This is a genomic window from Salipiger sp. PrR003, from assembly GCF_010500785.1.
GTDB classification, from domain to species: domain Bacteria; phylum Pseudomonadota; class Alphaproteobacteria; order Rhodobacterales; family Rhodobacteraceae; genus Salipiger; species Salipiger pacificus_A.
In genome coordinates this window covers 170,514-186,697 of sequence record NZ_JAAGOV010000054.1, presented here as the reverse complement: position 1 = coordinate 186,697, position 16,184 = coordinate 170,514, and the positions used below count along the sequence as shown (strand labels likewise).

15 protein-coding genes and 1 tRNA gene are annotated in these 16,184 nt (G+C 66.9%); 9 read left to right on the top strand and 7 right to left on the bottom strand.

The features are described from left to right. Positions 1-2: 2 nt before the first annotated feature. Positions 3-596, bottom strand: coding sequence for a gamma-glutamyl kinase (locus G0D83_RS20295; protein ID WP_164196543.1), 594 nt, complete (start codon positions 594-596; stop codon positions 3-5). Positions 597-779: 183 nt separating this feature from the next. Here G0D83_RS20295 and recA point away from each other — a divergent pair, with 183 nt between their 5' ends. Further along, entirely contained in the window at positions 780-1,847 is a 1,068-nt protein-coding gene (gene recA, locus G0D83_RS20290) for a recombinase RecA (protein WP_108965241.1), read from the top strand. Positions 1,848-2,069: 222 nt separating this feature from the next. Here recA and G0D83_RS20285 read toward each other — a convergent pair whose 3' ends face one another. Continuing rightward, the gene (locus G0D83_RS20285; RefSeq protein WP_108965242.1) at positions 2,070-2,393 is read right to left on the bottom strand and encodes an iron-sulfur cluster assembly accessory protein; all 324 of its coding nucleotides are present in this window, start codon (positions 2,391-2,393) and stop codon (positions 2,070-2,072) included. Between the two features lie 122 nt (positions 2,394-2,515). On the opposite strand from G0D83_RS20285, the gene G0D83_RS20280 reads away from it, so the two are divergent. The 7 genes from G0D83_RS20280 to scpB all read left to right on the top strand — a co-directional run bounded on the left by G0D83_RS20280 (position 2,516) and on the right by scpB (position 10,989). Continuing rightward, entirely contained in the window at positions 2,516-3,682 is a 1,167-nt protein-coding gene (locus tag G0D83_RS20280) for a deoxyguanosinetriphosphate triphosphohydrolase (RefSeq protein WP_108965243.1), read from the top strand. 103 nt (positions 3,683-3,785) lie between these two features. Beyond that, positions 3,786-5,651, top strand: a complete 1,866-nt coding sequence (locus tag G0D83_RS20275; RefSeq protein ID WP_164196542.1) for a sodium:proton antiporter — start codon at positions 3,786-3,788, stop codon at positions 5,649-5,651. An 89-nt stretch (positions 5,652-5,740) separates the two neighbouring features. Further along, positions 5,741-7,483, top strand: coding sequence for an arginine--tRNA ligase (gene argS / locus G0D83_RS20270; RefSeq protein ID WP_164196541.1), 1,743 nt, complete (start codon positions 5,741-5,743; stop codon positions 7,481-7,483). An 86-nt stretch (positions 7,484-7,569) separates the two neighbouring features. Continuing rightward, entirely contained in the window at positions 7,570-8,508 is a 939-nt protein-coding gene (locus tag G0D83_RS20265) for an SPOR domain-containing protein (RefSeq protein ID WP_164196540.1), read from the top strand. Next, positions 8,505-9,506 carry a beta-N-acetylhexosaminidase gene (nagZ, locus tag G0D83_RS20260; RefSeq protein ID WP_164196539.1) on the top strand — a complete coding sequence of 334 codons (1,002 nt, stop codon included), beginning with the start codon at positions 8,505-8,507 and terminating at the stop codon, positions 9,504-9,506. Before G0D83_RS20265 ends, nagZ begins: the two co-directional genes overlap by 4 nt. 6 nt (positions 9,507-9,512) lie before the next feature. Beyond that, positions 9,513-10,310 (top strand): ScpA family protein, encoded by a 798-nt coding sequence (locus tag G0D83_RS20255; protein WP_164196538.1) that lies wholly within the window; start codon positions 9,513-9,515, stop codon positions 10,308-10,310. A gap of 73 nt (positions 10,311-10,383) precedes the next feature. Then, a complete protein-coding gene (gene scpB / locus G0D83_RS20250; RefSeq protein ID WP_164196593.1) occupies positions 10,384-10,989 on the top strand; it encodes an SMC-Scp complex subunit ScpB in 606 nt (201 codons plus the stop codon). A gap of 63 nt (positions 10,990-11,052) precedes the next feature. Here the strand turns inward: scpB and G0D83_RS20245 are convergent, their stop codons facing one another. Continuing rightward, the gene (locus G0D83_RS20245; RefSeq protein WP_164196537.1) at positions 11,053-11,718 is read right to left on the bottom strand and encodes a DUF1236 domain-containing protein; all 666 of its coding nucleotides are present in this window, start codon (positions 11,716-11,718) and stop codon (positions 11,053-11,055) included. 377 nt (positions 11,719-12,095) lie between these two features. Here G0D83_RS20245 and G0D83_RS32815 point away from each other — a divergent pair, with 377 nt between their 5' ends. Beyond that, positions 12,096-13,436, top strand: a complete 1,341-nt coding sequence (locus G0D83_RS32815) for a GGDEF domain-containing protein (RefSeq protein ID WP_164196536.1) — start codon at positions 12,096-12,098, stop codon at positions 13,434-13,436. A gap of 10 nt (positions 13,437-13,446) precedes the next feature. Here G0D83_RS32815 and G0D83_RS20235 read toward each other — a convergent pair whose 3' ends face one another. The 4 genes from G0D83_RS20235 to ihfA form a co-directional block, all read right to left on the bottom strand. After that, positions 13,447-14,523 carry a 2'-deoxycytidine 5'-triphosphate deaminase gene (locus tag G0D83_RS20235; RefSeq protein ID WP_164196535.1) on the bottom strand — a complete coding sequence of 359 codons (1,077 nt, stop codon included), beginning with the start codon at positions 14,521-14,523 and terminating at the stop codon, positions 13,447-13,449. Positions 14,524-14,785: 262 nt separating this feature from the next. After that, positions 14,786-14,862 (bottom strand) — tRNA-Pro (locus tag G0D83_RS20230). A gap of 74 nt (positions 14,863-14,936) precedes the next feature. Next, positions 14,937-15,755, bottom strand: coding sequence for a MerR family transcriptional regulator (locus G0D83_RS20225; RefSeq protein ID WP_164196534.1), 819 nt, complete (start codon positions 15,753-15,755; stop codon positions 14,937-14,939). Between the two features lie 119 nt (positions 15,756-15,874). Next, positions 15,875-16,177, bottom strand: a complete 303-nt coding sequence (gene ihfA / locus G0D83_RS20220) for an integration host factor subunit alpha (protein WP_095881078.1) — start codon at positions 16,175-16,177, stop codon at positions 15,875-15,877. Between the last annotated feature and the right edge of the window lie 7 nt (positions 16,178-16,184).

Below are 16,184 nucleotides of genomic sequence, written 5' to 3'. Positions count from 1 at the left end.
TCTCAGCGCGCCCGCTCCCAGAGCGCGAAATCCGCGGCGCATTTGCGCCGCAGCGTCGCCTCGGCCCCGGGCGAGAGCGCCAGGTCGGCGCGCGGCGAGACATTCTCGCGCGGCAGCTCGAGCCTGAGCCCCAGCCGCTCTTCCAGGAAGCCGGTGATCTGCGCCTGGTGCTCGTATCTGAACAGATGCGTGACCCCGGTGCCGTTCGGCCGAGGCTCGACGAATTTCGCCTGGCTGCCGACATTGGCAAAGGGCGGGCGGGCGCCGCTGGCATAGGCCTCGACGAAGTCCTCGAAGCTGAGCCCGCGGGTCGAGGTGGGCTTGCCGTCCAGGAAGTCGCGCTGGCGGTATCGGTACCACGAGCCGAGCCAGGAGACAGGCTCGCGCACCACGGCCATCAGCTCCATGTGCTCCACGCCCATCTTCTCGAACATCGGCCGGAAGAAGCGGTTGTAGCGATAGACCGGCGCGTGCTTCAGCTCGGGTGGGTCGAGCACGCTCATCGAGGCATGCGGGCCCAAGGCAGCTTCATAAGCAGAGGTTCCCGTCTTGGGGACCGCCAGCAGCACCAGCCGCGCCTTCCAGAAAACCAGCATACCCCTGCCTCTCACCGTGGTCTTTTGGTCGATAAACCACTCTTTAACGCTGTTTCGCAACAGTGAGAACAGATGGTGCTTGAAATGTTCCTGTTTTGGTCTCATAACCCCGGGTGAGAACAAGAGGCGAACGAAAGCAGCGATTGCCGCCCCGGACGCGGTATGAAATAAGGATCGGAAATCATGGCAACGGCAGATCTTCTGACTATGGACAGCAAGCGAAACGCGGACCGGCAAAAGGCACTCGACTCGGCGCTGGCCCAGATCGAGCGGCAGTTCGGCAAAGGCTCGATCATGAAATTGGGCGGCGACAACGCCCTGCGCGACATCGAGGCGACCTCGACCGGCTCGCTCGGGCTCGACATCGCCCTCGGCATCGGCGGCCTGCCCAAGGGCCGGATCGTCGAGATCTACGGCCCGGAAAGCTCGGGCAAGACCACGCTGACGCTGCATGTCGTCGCCGAGGAACAGAAGAAGGGTGGCGTCTGCGCTTTCGTCGATGCCGAACACGCGCTGGACCCGCAATACGCCAAGAAGCTGGGCGTCGACCTCGACGAGCTGCTGATCTCGCAGCCCGACACCGGGGAACAGGCGCTGGAAATCACCGACACGCTGGTGCGCTCCGGCGCGGTCAGCCTGGTGGTGGTCGACTCCGTCGCCGCGCTGACCCCCAAGAGCGAGCTCGAGGGCGACATGGGCGACAGCTCGGTCGGCGTGCACGCGCGCCTGATGAGCCAGGCGATGCGCAAGCTCACCGCCTCGATCAGCCGCTCGAACTGCATGGTGATCTTCATCAACCAGATCCGCATGAAGATCGGCGTGATGTTCGGCTCGCCCGAAACCACCACCGGCGGCAACGCGCTGAAATTCTACAGCTCCGTGCGTCTCGACATCCGCCGCATCGGCGCGATCAAGGACCGCGACGAGGTGGTCGGCAACCAGACCCGCGTCAAGGTGGTGAAGAACAAGGTCGCCCCGCCGTTCAAGCAGGTCGAGTTCGACATCATGTACGGCGAGGGCATTTCCAAGACCGGCGAACTGCTGGATCTCGGGGTGAAGGCCGGCGTGGTCGACAAGTCCGGCGCCTGGTATTCCTACGGCGACGAGCGCATCGGCCAGGGCCGTGAGAACGCCAAGAACTTCCTCAAGGAAAACAGCCAGATCGCCAACGAGATCGAAGATAAGATCCGCGCGGCGCATGGGCTCGATTTCCACATGTCAGAGGAAGACGGGGACGTGACCGAGGATTGACCGCTCGGGGCAGGGGCGCTGCCCCTCGTGGCCGGTGGCGAAGTCACCCCGGGCTACATTGACCTAGAAGAAAGGCGCACCTTGCAGGGTGCGCCTTTCTTGTTTTCGGACAATGAGTTGCGGCTGGATGTGGAACCGTTGCGAGATCCTGTTCGGCGCGCGGCGGACAGCAAAAAGGCCGCGACGTCTGCGCGGCCCTTTGCATGTCGCGGCAGCGGCGGCTTACATCGAGAAGCTGGTGCCGCAGCCGCAGGAACTGGTGGCATTGGGATTTTCGATGGTGAAACGCGCGCCGATCAGCTCTTCGGAGAAGTCGATCACCGCATCGGCGAGGAAGGGCAGCGAGACGCTGTCGACCACCACGCGCTCTCCCTTGCGCTCGAGCACGAGATCGTCCTCGGCGGCGTCGTCGAGCTTGATGTCATACTGAAAACCCGAGCAGCCGCCGCCCTCGACGGCCACGCGCAGCGCCTTGCCCTGGGCGCCAGCGCCGATCTCGGCGAGTCGCTCGTAGGCGCGGTCAGTCACTTTCGGGGGCAGGTTCATGGGTCGCCTCAAAGGTTTATCTCCCGGTTGGTCCATAATATAGGGATCCCCGAGAGCAGCGGCAACCATCCGGCATGCATCGGAAGGGCCGCGCATTGAGGCACGTGAAAGGCAGACAACAGATGGCGATCTATTCCTGCGATCCCGAGGGGGCACGGCCCCGCCGCGTGGCGGAAGAGGAGAGTGCATTCCGCTCCTGTTTCCAGCGCGACCGTGACCGGATCATCCACAGCTCAGCCTTCCGGCGCCTCAAGCACAAGACCCAGGTCTTCGTCGAGCACGAGGGAGATTTCTACCGCACGCGGCTGACCCACAGCATCGAGGTCGCGCAGGTGGCGCGCACCATGGCCAATGCGCTGGGGCTGAACACCGACCTGACCGAGGCGGTGGCGCTCGCGCATGATCTTGGCCACACGCCCTTTGGCCACACCGGCGAAGATGCGATGCACGAATTGATGGCGCCTTATGGCGGCTTCGATCACAACGCCCAGACCCTGCGCATCGTCACCCGGCTCGAATGCCATTACGCCGAGTTCGACGGGCTCAATCTCACCTGGGACACGCTCGAGGGGATCGCCAAGCACAATGGGCCGCTGCTGCCGCTGAAAGCGGGCGAGACGCTGCCGCTGGCGCTGGCCGAATACAACGCCGAGCATGATCTCGAGCTTGAGACCCATGCCAGTGGCGAGGCGCAGGTCGCGGCGATCGCCGACGACGTGGCCTACAACAACCATGACCTGCAGGACGGGCTGCGCGCCGGGCTCTTCACCGAGGAAGAGATCGCCGACCTGCCGCTGATCAAGCCCGCCTATGCCGAGGTCGACCGGCTCTACCCGCACCTCGACGCCTATCGCCGTCGCCACGAGGCGCTGCGCCGGGTCTTCGGCTATATGGTCAGCGACGTGATCGACACGAGCCGGGCGCGCCTCGCGGCGGCAGAGCCGCAAAGCTGCGACGACATCCGCCGGCTCGGGCATCCGGTCGTTGCCTTCTCGGACGAGATGTACCGCGAGCTCAAGCAGGTGCGGCATTTCCTCTTCACCCGCATGTACCGCGCCCCCTCGGTGGTGGTGATCCGCGAGAAGGTGACCCAAGCGGTGATGGAACTTTTCCCGATCTACATGGACAACCCGCTGCTGCTGCCGGCTCGCTGGCGCGCGACCGATCCCAAGAGCGAGACCGAGCTGGCGCGCATGGTGGCCGATTACGTCGCCGGGATGACCGACCGCTTCGCCCTGCAGCAGCACGCCAAGCTGACCGGCACCGACATCCTGCACGACGCGCGCTGAAGCGCCAATCGCACGCCAAGCCCTTTATCGCACTGGACAGATCGAGGCCGCAGGCCAGATCATGAGCGCGGCACAGGCCGCGGTTGCGTGAAAGGGCCCTGACATGACCGGACCGGAAACTGGCGGCATCGATCCGCTGCTGGGATTTGCCCTTGTGGGCGCGCTCGGCGTCGGCTCGCAATGGCTGGCCTGGCGGATGAAGCTCCCGGCGATCGTGGTCATGCTGGTCGCGGGGCTTGCCATCGGGCCGGGCCTTGGCGTGCTCGATCCGCATCAGGATTTCGGCGCGCTGATGGAGCCGATGCTGGCCATCGCGGTGGCGATCATCCTTTTCGAGGGCGGGCTGACGCTGAATTTCCAGGGGCTGCGCGACGCGCGGCTCGGGGTCCGGCGGCTGATCTTTGTGGGCGCGCCGCTCGGCTGGCTCGCCTCGGCGGCGGCGCTGCACTGGGTGGCGGGGCTGAGCTGGGAGAGCGCGGCGGTCTTCGGCGGCATCATGATCGTCACCGGCCCCACGGTGATCGCGCCGCTCTTGCGACAGGCGCGGCTCAAGCACCGCCCGGCGGCCCTGCTGCAGTGGGAGGCCATCGTCAACGACCCGGTCGGCGCTCTGGCGGCGGTGCTCGCCTTCGAGGTGGTCTCGGTGCTGGTGGACGGCGCCTCGATGGGCGAGGCACTGGTCGAGATGATTGTCGGCATCCTCGCGGCCTCGGCGCTCGGCGTGCTTGGGGGCTGGGGGCTGGCGCAGTCCTTCAAGCGCGGCAAGGTGCCGGAATACATGAAGGTTCCGGTGCTTTTCGTCTCCATGCTGGTGGTCTTCGCCCTGGCCGACTCGGTGCTGCATGAAAGCGGGCTGCTGGCGGTGACGCTGATGGGCGTGTGGATCGCCAACGCAGGCCTGCCGAGCTACGAGGAGATGCGCCGCTTCAAGGAACACGCGACGATCCTGCTGGTCTCGGGGGTGTTCATCCTGCTGGCAGCCAACATGAGCCGCGGCATGCTGGTCTCGCTCGACTGGCAGGCGCTGGCCTTCGTGCTTTCGGTGATCCTGCTGGCGCGGCCAATCCCGGTGCTGATCTCGCTTGTCGGCACAAACGTGCCGTGGCGGGAGCGCCTGATGGTGGCCTTCACCGGGCCGCGGGGCGTGGTTCTGGTGGCGGTGGCGGGGCTTTTTGCCCAGCGGCTGGTGGCGCTCGGCGTCGAGGATGCGGCGCGGATCCCGGCGCTGGCCTTCGCGCTGGTGGCGGCGACGGTGGTGCTGCATGGCTTTACGCTGGCGCCCATGGCGCGGGCGCTGGGACAGACCGCGACCGAAACGCCCGGTGTGCTGATCACCGGCGGCTCGGACTGGTCGGTGGCATTGGGGCTGGCGCTGAAGAAGCTCGAGCTGCCGGTGCTGATCGCCGATCCCAACCATGCCCACCTGCGCGAGGCGCGCGACGCGGGGCTCGACACGTTCTTCGGCGATATCCTGTCGGAGGCGGCGGAGCACCGGCTCGATCTGGTCAGCTACGAGAGCCTCATCGCCGCCACGGACAACGACGCCTACAACACGCTGGTGGCCACCGACCTTGCGCCGGACTTCGGCCGCGAGCATGTCTTCCAGCTCAAGCGGGCGCGCGACACGTCGACACGCCACGCGCTGCCGGCGACCCTTGGTGGCCGGCCTTTCGGGCCGGACGAGAGCTACGATGAAGCCAATGCGCGCATGGCGCAGGGCTGGGAGTTCCGCATCTCGCGGCTGACCGAGGAATTCACCATGGAGCACTGGCGTGAGAAAAACCCCGAGGCGATGGTCGTCGGGGATCTCGGGCCGAACGGCACCTTCCGGCTGCTCGGGCCGGATGAGGCCCCGAAGGAGGCCGATGGGGTTCGGCTGGTGGTGCTTGCCCCGAGGCGCGAAGAGCGCTCGGAAGGTCGGCGGGATGACAGGGGCAATGACACGCTGAAGGGCGCCAGGGCGGAGTAGCGCGCTTTCCGTCCGGTTCCCCGCATCTCGGCATTTGACCCCGCGGGACAAGATGGTAGAGGAGCATCCGACCGTATGGAGACAGACTGATGAACCTCTTCACCGACATTCGCGCGCTTGTCCTTCAGGCGATCGAAGCGCTGCAGGCCGAAGGCGCGCTGCCCGAGGGCCTCGCCACCGCCGCCGTGACGGTGGAGCCGCCGCGAGACGCCTCGCATGGGGACATGGCAACCAATGCCGCGATGGTGCTGGCAAAGCCCGCCAAGCAAAAGCCGCGCGACATCGCCGAGGCGCTTGCCGCCAAGCTGTCCGAGGACCCGCGCGTCGCCCTCGCGGAGGTCGCCGGCCCCGGCTTTCTGAACCTGCGCCTCGACCCCTCGGTCTGGCAGGCGCTGCCCGCGGCCGTGCTGACCTCGGGCACCGACTATGGCCGCTCGGACATGGGGCAGGGGCTCAAGGTCAACGTCGAATACGTCTCGGCCAACCCCACGGGCCCGATGCACGTCGGCCATACCCGGGGCGCGGTCTTCGGCGATGCGCTGGCCTCGCTGCTGGCCTATGCTGGCTATGACGTCACGCGCGAGTATTACATCAACGACGGTGGCGCGCAGGTCGACGTCCTGGCGCGGTCGGTCTACCTGCGCTACCTCGAAGCGCATGGCCGCAGCGTCGAGTTCGAGGCGGGCACCTATCCCGGCGAGTACCTGATCGAGGTCGGCGCGAAGCTGAAGGCGCAGGTTGGTGACAAATATGTCGACCAGTCCGAGTCCGAATGGCTCGAGACGGTGCGCGAGTTTGCCACCGAGGAGATGATGGGCATGATCCGCGAGGATCTGGCGCTGCTCGGCGTGAAGATGGATCACTTCTTCTCGGAAAAATCGCTCTACGGCACCGGCAAGATCGAGGCCGCCATCGAGTCGCTGACCGAGAAGGGGCTGATCTACCGCGGCGTGCTCGAGCCGCCGAAGGGCAAGAAGCCCGAGGATTGGGAGCCGCGCGAACAGACGCTGTTCAAGTCGACCGACCACGGCGACGACGTCGACCGCCCGATCATGAAGTCGGATGGCAGCTGGACGTATTTCGCCCCGGACATCGCCTATCACTATGACAAGGTGACCCGCGGCTTCGACATGCTGATCGACGTCTTCGGCGCCGACCACGGCGGCTACGTCAAGCGCATGAAGGCGGCGGTCTCGGCGCTTTCGGATGGCAAGGTGCCGCTCGACGTCAAGCTGATCCAGCTGGTCAAGCTGTTCAAGAACGGTGAGGAATTCAAGATGTCCAAGCGGGCAGGGACCTTCGTGACCCTGCGCGACGTGGTCGAGGAGGTTGGCCCCGACGTCACCCGCTTCGTCATGCTGACCCGCAAGAACGACGCCACGCTCGATTTCGATTTCGCCAAGGCCGTGGAGCAGAGCCGCGAGAACCCGGTGTTCTACGTGCAATACGCCCATGCCCGCGTCTGCTCGGTGCTGCGCAAGGCCATCGAGGCCGGAATTGACGTGTCGGACGAGGCCCTTGCCGGGGCCGACCTGTCGGGCATGACCCACGAGGCCGAGCTTGCACTGGCCAAGAAGGTGGCCGAATGGCCGCGCATCGTCGAGATCGCGGCCAAGGGCCACGAGCCGCATAAGGTCGCCATCTGGCTCAACGAGCTGGCCTCGGACCTGCACGGCCTCTGGAACCGCGGCCACGACGAGCCGGGCCTGCGCTTCGTGCAGGACGATCCTGCTGTCAGCCAAGGCAAAATCGCGCTGGCCCGGGCCGTCGCGGTTGTCATTTCGGCCGGTCTTGGTATCTTGGGCGTGACCCCGGCAGAAGAGATGCGCTGACCCAAAGGCGCCTCGGGGCAAATGAGCAGAGCAAGATGGCCGGCGGGGAGACCCCGTGCCGGCCCGACAGGCAGACCGAGGCAAACATGGCGGATTACCCCTACGACGGGCCGGAAACCCCGGCCCCGACCGGGCGGAGAGCAGCATCCCTGGCAAACTGGGCCGGCGCAGCGGTGTCGCTTGCGCTGGTCGTTGGCGTCGGGATGTGGGGCTACGAGCTTCTCATGCGCGACGTGAACGGCATCCCCGTGGTGCAGGCGATGGACGGTCCGATGCGGATCGCCCCCGAGGATCCGGGCGGCTCCACGGCCGATCATATCGGGCTGGCGGTCAATGCCGTTGCGGGCACCGGCCTTGCCGAGCCCGGCGCCGACCGGCTGCTGCTGGCGCCGCAGGGCATCGGCCTGTCGGACGATGACATGCCGCAGAAGGAGCTCGCTGCGCTGCGCGAGAAATCCGCGCAGATCGCCACCGCCTCGCTCTCGCAGGACGAGGCAGGCGCCGAGGGCGCGGCCGAGGGTGAAGACCTCGATCCGATCCAGGCGCTTGCCGACCAGATCGCCGCGAACGCCCGCCCGCTCAGCGAGCTCTCTTCCGATGAGGGCGAAGGCGAGTTGGTGGCCAGCGTCACCGGCGCCGCCCCCGCGGGCGCGCTGATCCGCTCGCTGCGCCCGTCGACCCGCCCCGGAGACCTGCTCAACCAGCCTGTCGCGCTGGCGCCCGCCCCCGAAGAGCCCGCCGGTCCCGCGGAGATCAACCCAGAGACGCTGCCCGCAGGCACCCGCCTCGCGCAGCTCGGGGCCTATGCCAGCGAAGACGTCGCCCGCCAGGAGTGGGAACGCTTCAGCGCCCGCTTCGGCGAATTCATGGATGGCAAGGACCGGGTGATCGAACGCGCCAGTTCCGGCGGGCGCACCTTCTACCGTCTGCGCGCCGCGGGCTTTGCCGATCTCGCCGACGCCCGCCGCTTCTGCGCTGCCTTCGTCGCCGAGAACGCCGACTGCATCCCGGTGACCACGCGATGACCCGTTTCGGAGCCACCATCCTCGCCCCGCTCGGTCTGACGCTGAGCGCCGAGGAGAAACGCTTCTTCGCCGAGGCCAACCCCTTTGGCTTCATCCTCTTCGCGCGCAACGTCGAGAGCGCCGAGCACCTCCGGGCGCTGACATCCGACCTGCGCGCCGCCGTCGGCTGGCACGCCCCTGTCTTCACCGACCAGGAGGGAGGCCGGGTGCAGCGCCTGCGCGCGCCGCTGGCCACCGAGTTCCTGCCGCCGCTCGACGAGGTGGCGCAGGCCGGCGAGACCGCGGCCCGCGCCATGGAACTGCGCTTTCGCATCATCGCCGCCGAGCTGCGGGCGGTGGGCATCGACGGCAACTGCGCGCCGATGCTCGACGTGGCGCGCCCGGGCACCCATGCCTTCTTGCGTAATCGCTGCTACGCCGAAGACGTCGAGACCGTCGTCGCCATGGGGCAGGCCGTGGTGAAGGGGCTGACCGACGGCGGCGTGCTTCCGGTGATGAAGCACCTGCCGGGCCATGGGCTTGCGCAGCTCGACAGCCACAAGGATCTGCCGCGCGTCTCCGCGCCGCGCGAAGAGCTCGAGGACATCGACTTCGCCGCCTTCCGGCCCTTCGCCGATCTGCCGCTCGCGATGACCGCGCATCTGGTCTACGAGGGGCTCAACACCCGCCCCGCCACGGTCGATCCCGAGATGATCGCCCTGATCCGCGAGAACATCGGGTTCCAGGGTCTGTTGATGAGCGACGATTTGTCGATGGAGGCGCTCTCGGGCAGCATCGGGGAGCGCAGCGCGGCCACCGTGGCCGCGGGCTGCGACGTGGTGCTGCACTGCAACGGCAAGATGGACGACATGCGGCCGGTGGTCGAGGCCGCGGGCCAGATGACCGAAGCCGCGCAGTCCCGGGCCGAGGCGGCGCTTGCCGCCCGTACCATCCCTGCCGAGATTGACATCGCGGCGCTCAAGGCGGAGCATGAGGCCTTGCTGGCCGGGCCCCGCTGATCACCAATGCAGGACGATGCGCAACTGGAGTTCGAGACGCTCAGCGTCGCCGACCGCCTTGCGGCCGAGGCGCTGATCGTCGACGTCGAGGGCTACGAAGGGCCGCTCGACCTGTTGCTGTCGCTCTCGCGCACGCAAAAGGTGGACCTGCGCAAGGTGTCCATCCTCGAGCTGGCGCGGCAATACCTCGGCTTTGTCGAAAAGGCGAAAGAGCTGCGCATCGAGCTGGCCGCCGACTACCTCGTCATGGCCGCCTGGCTTGCCTTCCTGAAATCGCGGCTGCTGTTGCCGCCCGATCCCACCGAAGAGGGGCCGTCGGGCGAAGAGCTGGCGGCACATCTGGCGTTCCAGTTGCACCGCTTGCAGGCGATGCGCGACGTGGCGGCGCGGTTGATGGCCCGCGACCGGCTGGGCCGGGACTTTTTCGCCCGAGGCATTCCCGAGGACATGCAGCGCCTGCGGAAGGTGAAATACACCGCGTCGCTGCTCGACCTCATGCAGGGCTATGCCCGCACCCGCACCCGCGACGATTTCCGCCCCTTCGTCATGGACCGGCACGACGTCTTCACCATGGAGCAGGCGCTTGACCGTATGCGCGGCATGATCGGCTATGCCGGTGACTGGACCGACATTTCCCGTTGGCTGCCGGACGGCTGGTCCGGCGATCCCCAGCGCTGGCGTTCCGCCACGGCTGCGACATTTGCCGCTTCGCTCGAGCTGGTGAAGGAGGGCAAGGCCGAGATCCGCCAGACCGACACCTTCGCGCCCATCGAGATGCGCAAGAGAGAGAATCCGCGTGAGTGACGATATCGAGTTGACGCGCGCCGAGCGGCGCGCGGCGCAGGACAGCAGCGAAAGCCTCTTCGAAGCGCCGCCCATGGGCGATCAGGAACGCATGGTCGAAGCCATCCTTTTCGCCTCCGCCGAGCCGGTCACCGTGCGCGAACTGCAAGAGCGCATGCCGCATGGCTGCGATCCCGCCGAGGCGCTGGCCTACCTGCGCAAGCGCTACGAAGGGCGGGGCGTGCAGGTTGTGCGCGTCGGTGACGCCTGGGCGATCCGGACCGCGCCCGACCTCGGCTTTTTGATGCAAAAGGAGACGGTGGAGACCCGCAAGCTGTCGCGCGCGGCGATCGAGACGCTGGCGATCATCGCCTATCACCAGCCGGTGACCCGCGGCGAGATCGAAGAAATCCGCGGCGTGAGCGTCTCGCGCGGCACCGTCGACCAGTTGCTCGAGATGGGATGGATCCGCTTTGGCCGCCGCAAGATGACCCCGGGGCGGCCGGTGACCTTCGTGGTGACCGAAGAGTTCCTCGACCACTTCGGCCTCGAGAGCGCCCGCGATCTGCCGGGGCTCAAGGAGCTTCGCGCCGCGGGCCTTCTCGACAACCGCCCGCCGCCGGGACTCGTGCCGCTCACCGATCCTGAGCCCGAGGACGAGGAGGAGGCCCCCGGCCAATCCGAACTCTTCGAGGATTGATCGCTACGAACCAACGTAAAAAAGGCCCCGCGAACGGGGCCTTTTCTACATCATAACAGTTAATTAGCGCACGATCTTCACGATACGGCGGGTCTCGGGATCGATCACCACCGGCTGCTGGTTGACGTTCAGATAGGCGTAGTCGCTTTCCGGGACCTGGTAGACCTCGATCTCCTGCGGGATACCGGCACCCACGGCGATCTCACCGTCGAGATAGACCGGCTCCACCGGGTTCGACTGAATATAGGTGACCGTCTTTTCCTCGACATTGTTGGCGGCACCGGCAACGGCGCCGATCACGGCACCCGCGGCCACGGCGGCGGGGCCACCGACAATCAGCGAGCCCACGGCAGCGCCCCAGGCCCCGCCCACACCGGCTCCGGCGGCGGCATTGCTGGTGTCGTCATAGGTCACGGTTTCCACTTCGACGCGATCACGGTTCTCATAGATCACGACCGGTTCGTCTTCGACCGGCGTGGTCAGATAGGCCGAATAGGCCCAGCCCGAGGTGCCCTGGTAGCTCACTTCGCACCATTCGGCGTCGGCGAGGCAGCCCATCACGTCGACTTCTTCGGTCGAGGGGATCACGCTCTCGACGGAGTATTGCGGGCCAGGACCCGAGCGCAGGTTCAGCTCGGTGGTGGCGGAGGCGGTCATCGCGGCCGAAACCGGGGCAGCTGCGAGGCCGACAAGCGGAAGCGAGAGAAGGAGCGTCTTCTTGGTGTTCATGATCAAGTCCTTTCAAGTCTTTGGCGGCCCGCGCTGCGATCCGCCTCATGGTCCCACAACACCACATCCCGGCGGATGTTCCGGGAGAAGATAAGAAAGCGACCGGAAGTTACTGATTTCAAGGAGTTTGCGCGAAGTTCCGCGCGCGGCCGGCACTGCCGGGAACCAATGCCAGGGGGCGGGGGTTCTCTTGCCTTCGCGCGCGCAGCTGCGCCCCGAGGCAAGGACAGCGGGGCCGCGCGACAAGAAGATATCTATGCGAGTTGTTGCCAAATTTTTCGTAACTCGCCGTGAGAGCGACCCGGATCGCCGCGCAATTTAGGGCGAGGTTAATCGGCCCATGCGACTCTCAATCTCCCCGCCGCAGGATGATGGAGGTGCAAATTGTGGATCACGGTGCAAGTTTTCGCGCCCTCAGGGCGAGCGACGGCTTATTCCTGAGCCCCGCCCATCCCAGCCTGCGCCCGCTCGCCTGGACGCGAAAGGTCTGTCTGGTGCTGGCCGGAGCGCTGCTGATTGTCGCCGCGGAGGGCCATCTTTACGGGATCTCGCGGCTCTACGCGCCAAGCGGCGACAGCGCGCTTTCCGTGCCCACCCTGCTGGCGGGCACCGGGGCGCTGGCCGCAACCTTGATGCAAAAGCCGTTGCGGCGCTCGGACCCGCGCGAAACGCTGATCTGGATGCTGGTGATCGCGCTGTGCCTGCTGACCGGCCTCGGCTATCGGAATGGGATCGATTTCGGCGCGGGCCGCATGGGGGGCAATACGGCGGTCTCCTTCGTGTTGCTGGCCGGGGGACAGCTCTGCTTCCGGCGCCTGCCGGTCTCCTCTGTTGGCCTGTCATTCATGGCGCCGGGCCTGCCCTTCGTGGCGGCGATCGGATATCTCAACAATGCGCCAATGCTCTTCGGAGAGATGTCACTCTCGACTTCGGTGATGCTGCTGGCGCTCGGCGTTGCCAACGCCGCGCGCCACGCCAGGCGCCCGATCTTGCGCCCGCTAGTCAGCAGCTCGCGGGCCGGGCGCGCGGTGCGGACGATCCTTCTTTCCTGGCTGATCCTGGTGGCGGCACAGGCGGTCGCCGCCCGCTTCGTGCCCCAGCACTGGGGCGCCACCTGGGGCGTTGCGGTGATGGTGGTCGATGCGCTGGCCTTGCTTGCGGTGATCCTCTTTCTGGGCATGAAATACGACGGCAGTGCAACGCGGCTGCGGCTGACGGAATGGCGGCTTTATAACGCGGCGCTGCGCGACCCCTCGACCGGGATGCGAAGCCGCGCTTCGGCCGAGCTCTTCAGCGCCACCTTCGGGCCGATCACCAGCCACGGGCTTGTGCTGATCGAGATAGAGGGGATCGTCGATCTGGCGCATCGCTCGGGGCCAGAGGCGGCGGAACGGCTGCTGCGGCTGGTCGCGTCCGAGTTGCAGCGCGCGTTGCGCCCCGAGGAACTCCTGTGCCGCGAAGAAGAGCTCAGCCTCCTGCTCATGGTCCGGAACTGCACGCTCGAGCAACTGGGCGAACGCGCGGCAGAGCTCTGTGCGCTTGTCGCAGAACTCCGCGACCCCGAGCGCGAGATGAGTCGCATCCAGCTTTCGGCCGCGGTGGTCATGGCGCGCCGCGGCGACGGCGATCCGGCGCCGTCGATCCGTCGCGCTCGCAAAGCGCTGCGCAGCGCCGAGCCGGGGGACACGCGCAGGGTAGTGCTCTGCGAGGCAGCCTGAAGCGGCGCGCTCAGCTTCGGAAATGCTTGGAGAGCTTGAGCCCCTGGCCCTGATAGTTCGACGCAATCCCGGCGCCATAGAGTTGCCCCGGCGTCTCATCCATGCGCTCGTAGACGAGCCGCCCGACGATCTGCCCGTGCTCCAGCACGAAGGGCGCCTCGTGGCAGCGAACTTCGAGCACCCCGCGCGAGCCGGTGCCCCCGGCGGCGGAATGGCCGAAGCCCGGGTCGAAGAAGCCCGCGTAATGCACGCGGAACTCGCCCACCATGGCAAGATAGGGCGCCATTTCGGCAGCGAAGCGCGGTGGAATGTGCACCGCCTCGCGGCTGACGAGGATATAGAAGGCATCGGGATCAAGGATCAGCTGCCCGCGCGAGGCCTGCAGGGGATCCCAGAACTCGGCCGGGTCATAGTGGCCGATGCGGTCGAGATCGATCACCCCGGTGTGCGGCTTGGCCCGCCAGCCCACCAGATCGGTTCCCTCGGGGCGCAGGTCCACCGAGAAGCCGAGCCCTTCACCGATCACCGCCGGGCCACCGGTCACCAGCGTCTCGGCGGCGTGCAGCTCGGTCAGCTCGGCGTCGCTGAGGATCGACTGGCCGCGGCGGAAGCGAATCTGGTTGAGGCGCATCCCGGTGCGGGCCAGCACTGAGAAGGAGCGGGGGCATATCTCGGCATAGAGGGGTCCGCTATATCCGCCGACGATGCGGTCGAACTCGGTGCCGCCATCGGTGATGGTGCGGGTCAGCAGGTCAAGCCGGCCGGTGGAGCTCTTGGCATTGGCGACCGCGGTCAGCCCGGCGGGCAGGTCGAGGCTCTCGAGCAGCGGCACCACGTAGACGCAGCCCTTCTCCAGCACGGCGCCTTCGGTCAGATCGACCCGGTGCATCTCGAATTCGTCGATCCGCGAGGCCAGCGTGCGACCCTCGCCTGCAAGGAAAGAGGCGCGAACCCGGATCGCCTCGGTGCCGAGCCGCAGGTCAAGGCTGGCAGGCTGGATCTGCCCGTCGACGAGGGGGGCCTCAAGGCGGATCGCCCCGCTCTCGACAAGCGCCGAAATCTGCTGGCTGGCGAGCACCCCTGTCATTGTCACATTCCCTCGTATTGCGTTGATCGTGCTTAGCAAGCGGCGGGGGCGAAGGGAACGAGGAATGCGGCGCTCCGGCCCTGTGGTTGCTCGCCTGTGCGCGGTTGGTGACGCAGCGCAAGGACCTGCACGAGATGCCGCGCGCGGTTCAGGGTCGTTTCGAAATGGTGGGAATTTGTGTTTTGTCGCCAGCGGTTTGGCGGGGCCGTTCCCTCACCCCCGGGCGGAGGTGGACAAGTCAGAAACGGCGATGGGGAGTATTTGGTCGGGCTAGCAGGACTCGAACCTGCGACCTTCCGTCCCCCAGACGGACGCGCTACCAGGCTGCGCTATAGCCCGACTTGTGAGGCCGTTTCATATCGGTTTTCACCGCACGCGCAACCCCCAAGATGAAAGTTTTTTCCCCGGTCTCCCTAGGTCACCCTGGCGCCCCGGCGCGCGGCCACCAGAGCCTGCAGCGCGGCAACATGCGGCGCCAGTTCGGCAGCCTTGGCGGCGTCGATCCGGGTCAGCCCGGAGAGCTGCGAGAGCGCGCCCGGCGCAGGCCGTGGAAGGGCCGACAGATCGGGCACATCGGGGAGCGCAGGGGGCGGGGTTTCCGCGGCGCGGGCCTCGAGGGATTCGGTGATGAACCCGGGCAGATCCGCGGTCCCGGGCGCGGGTTCTTCGGCCGGAGCGGCCTCCGGGTCTTCCGCCCAGGGCGCGCCCTCGTCGTCAGCATGGGGCTCGGGGTCGTCGGTCTCGGGGAAGAGCGGTGTGGCTGCGGCGTAGCTCGGCATCTCCTCCGGAGGCTCGAAGGGCGCAGGCTCCGGAGCGTCTTCCGAGGCCTCTGCGAGGTCGGATGACTCTGCGGGCGCAGCCTGGGCGAAGGGCAGCACCGTGGCGCTTTCCTGCGGCTCGAAGGCGGGCACGGGCTCGGCCGAGGGGGGCTCAGCCTCGGAGACGTCGTCGAGCAGCTCGGCCGGCGGGGCAATGCCGGCGACATGTTTCACCCCCTGTTCGCGCAGCACCTTCTGCACGCCCTTGATGGTCAGCCCATCGTCGTGCAGCAGCTGGCGGATCCCGGCAAGAAGGGCGACGTCATTGGGCCGATAGTAGCGTCGCCCCCCCGCGCGCTTGACCGGTTTCACCTGGGTGAATTTGGTTTCCCAGAAACGTAGGACGTGCGCCGGCGTGTCCAGAAGCTCCGCCACCTCGGAAATGGTGCGGAATGCGTCGCGCGACTTGCTCATGCGGTGGTACCCCCTGCTGCGCGGGGCCGCCGGGCGGGCGCGCAGGCTTCAGATATGTCTTGGACCCGTCAGGGGCGCAGTGCCGGGAAGCTCCGGGACCGCGAGGGCGCCGTGGCGGATCAGGATTTGTTGCCGTCGGCAACCCGTTCCTTCATCAGGTGCGACGGGCGGAAGGTCAGGACGCGGCGGGGCTGGATCGGGACCTCTTCGCCGGTCTTGGGATTGCGGCCGATGCGCGCCGCCTTGTCGCGTACGGAGAAGGTGCCGAAGGACGAGATCTTCACCTGCTCGCCACGGACCAGCGCGTCGGACATGTGCTGCAGCACCGACTCGACGAGTTCGGCGCTTTCATTGCGCGACAGCCCGACCTCGCGAAACACCGCTTCGCTGAGATCCATGCGCGTCAAAGTCTTGTCACTCATTTGGCAG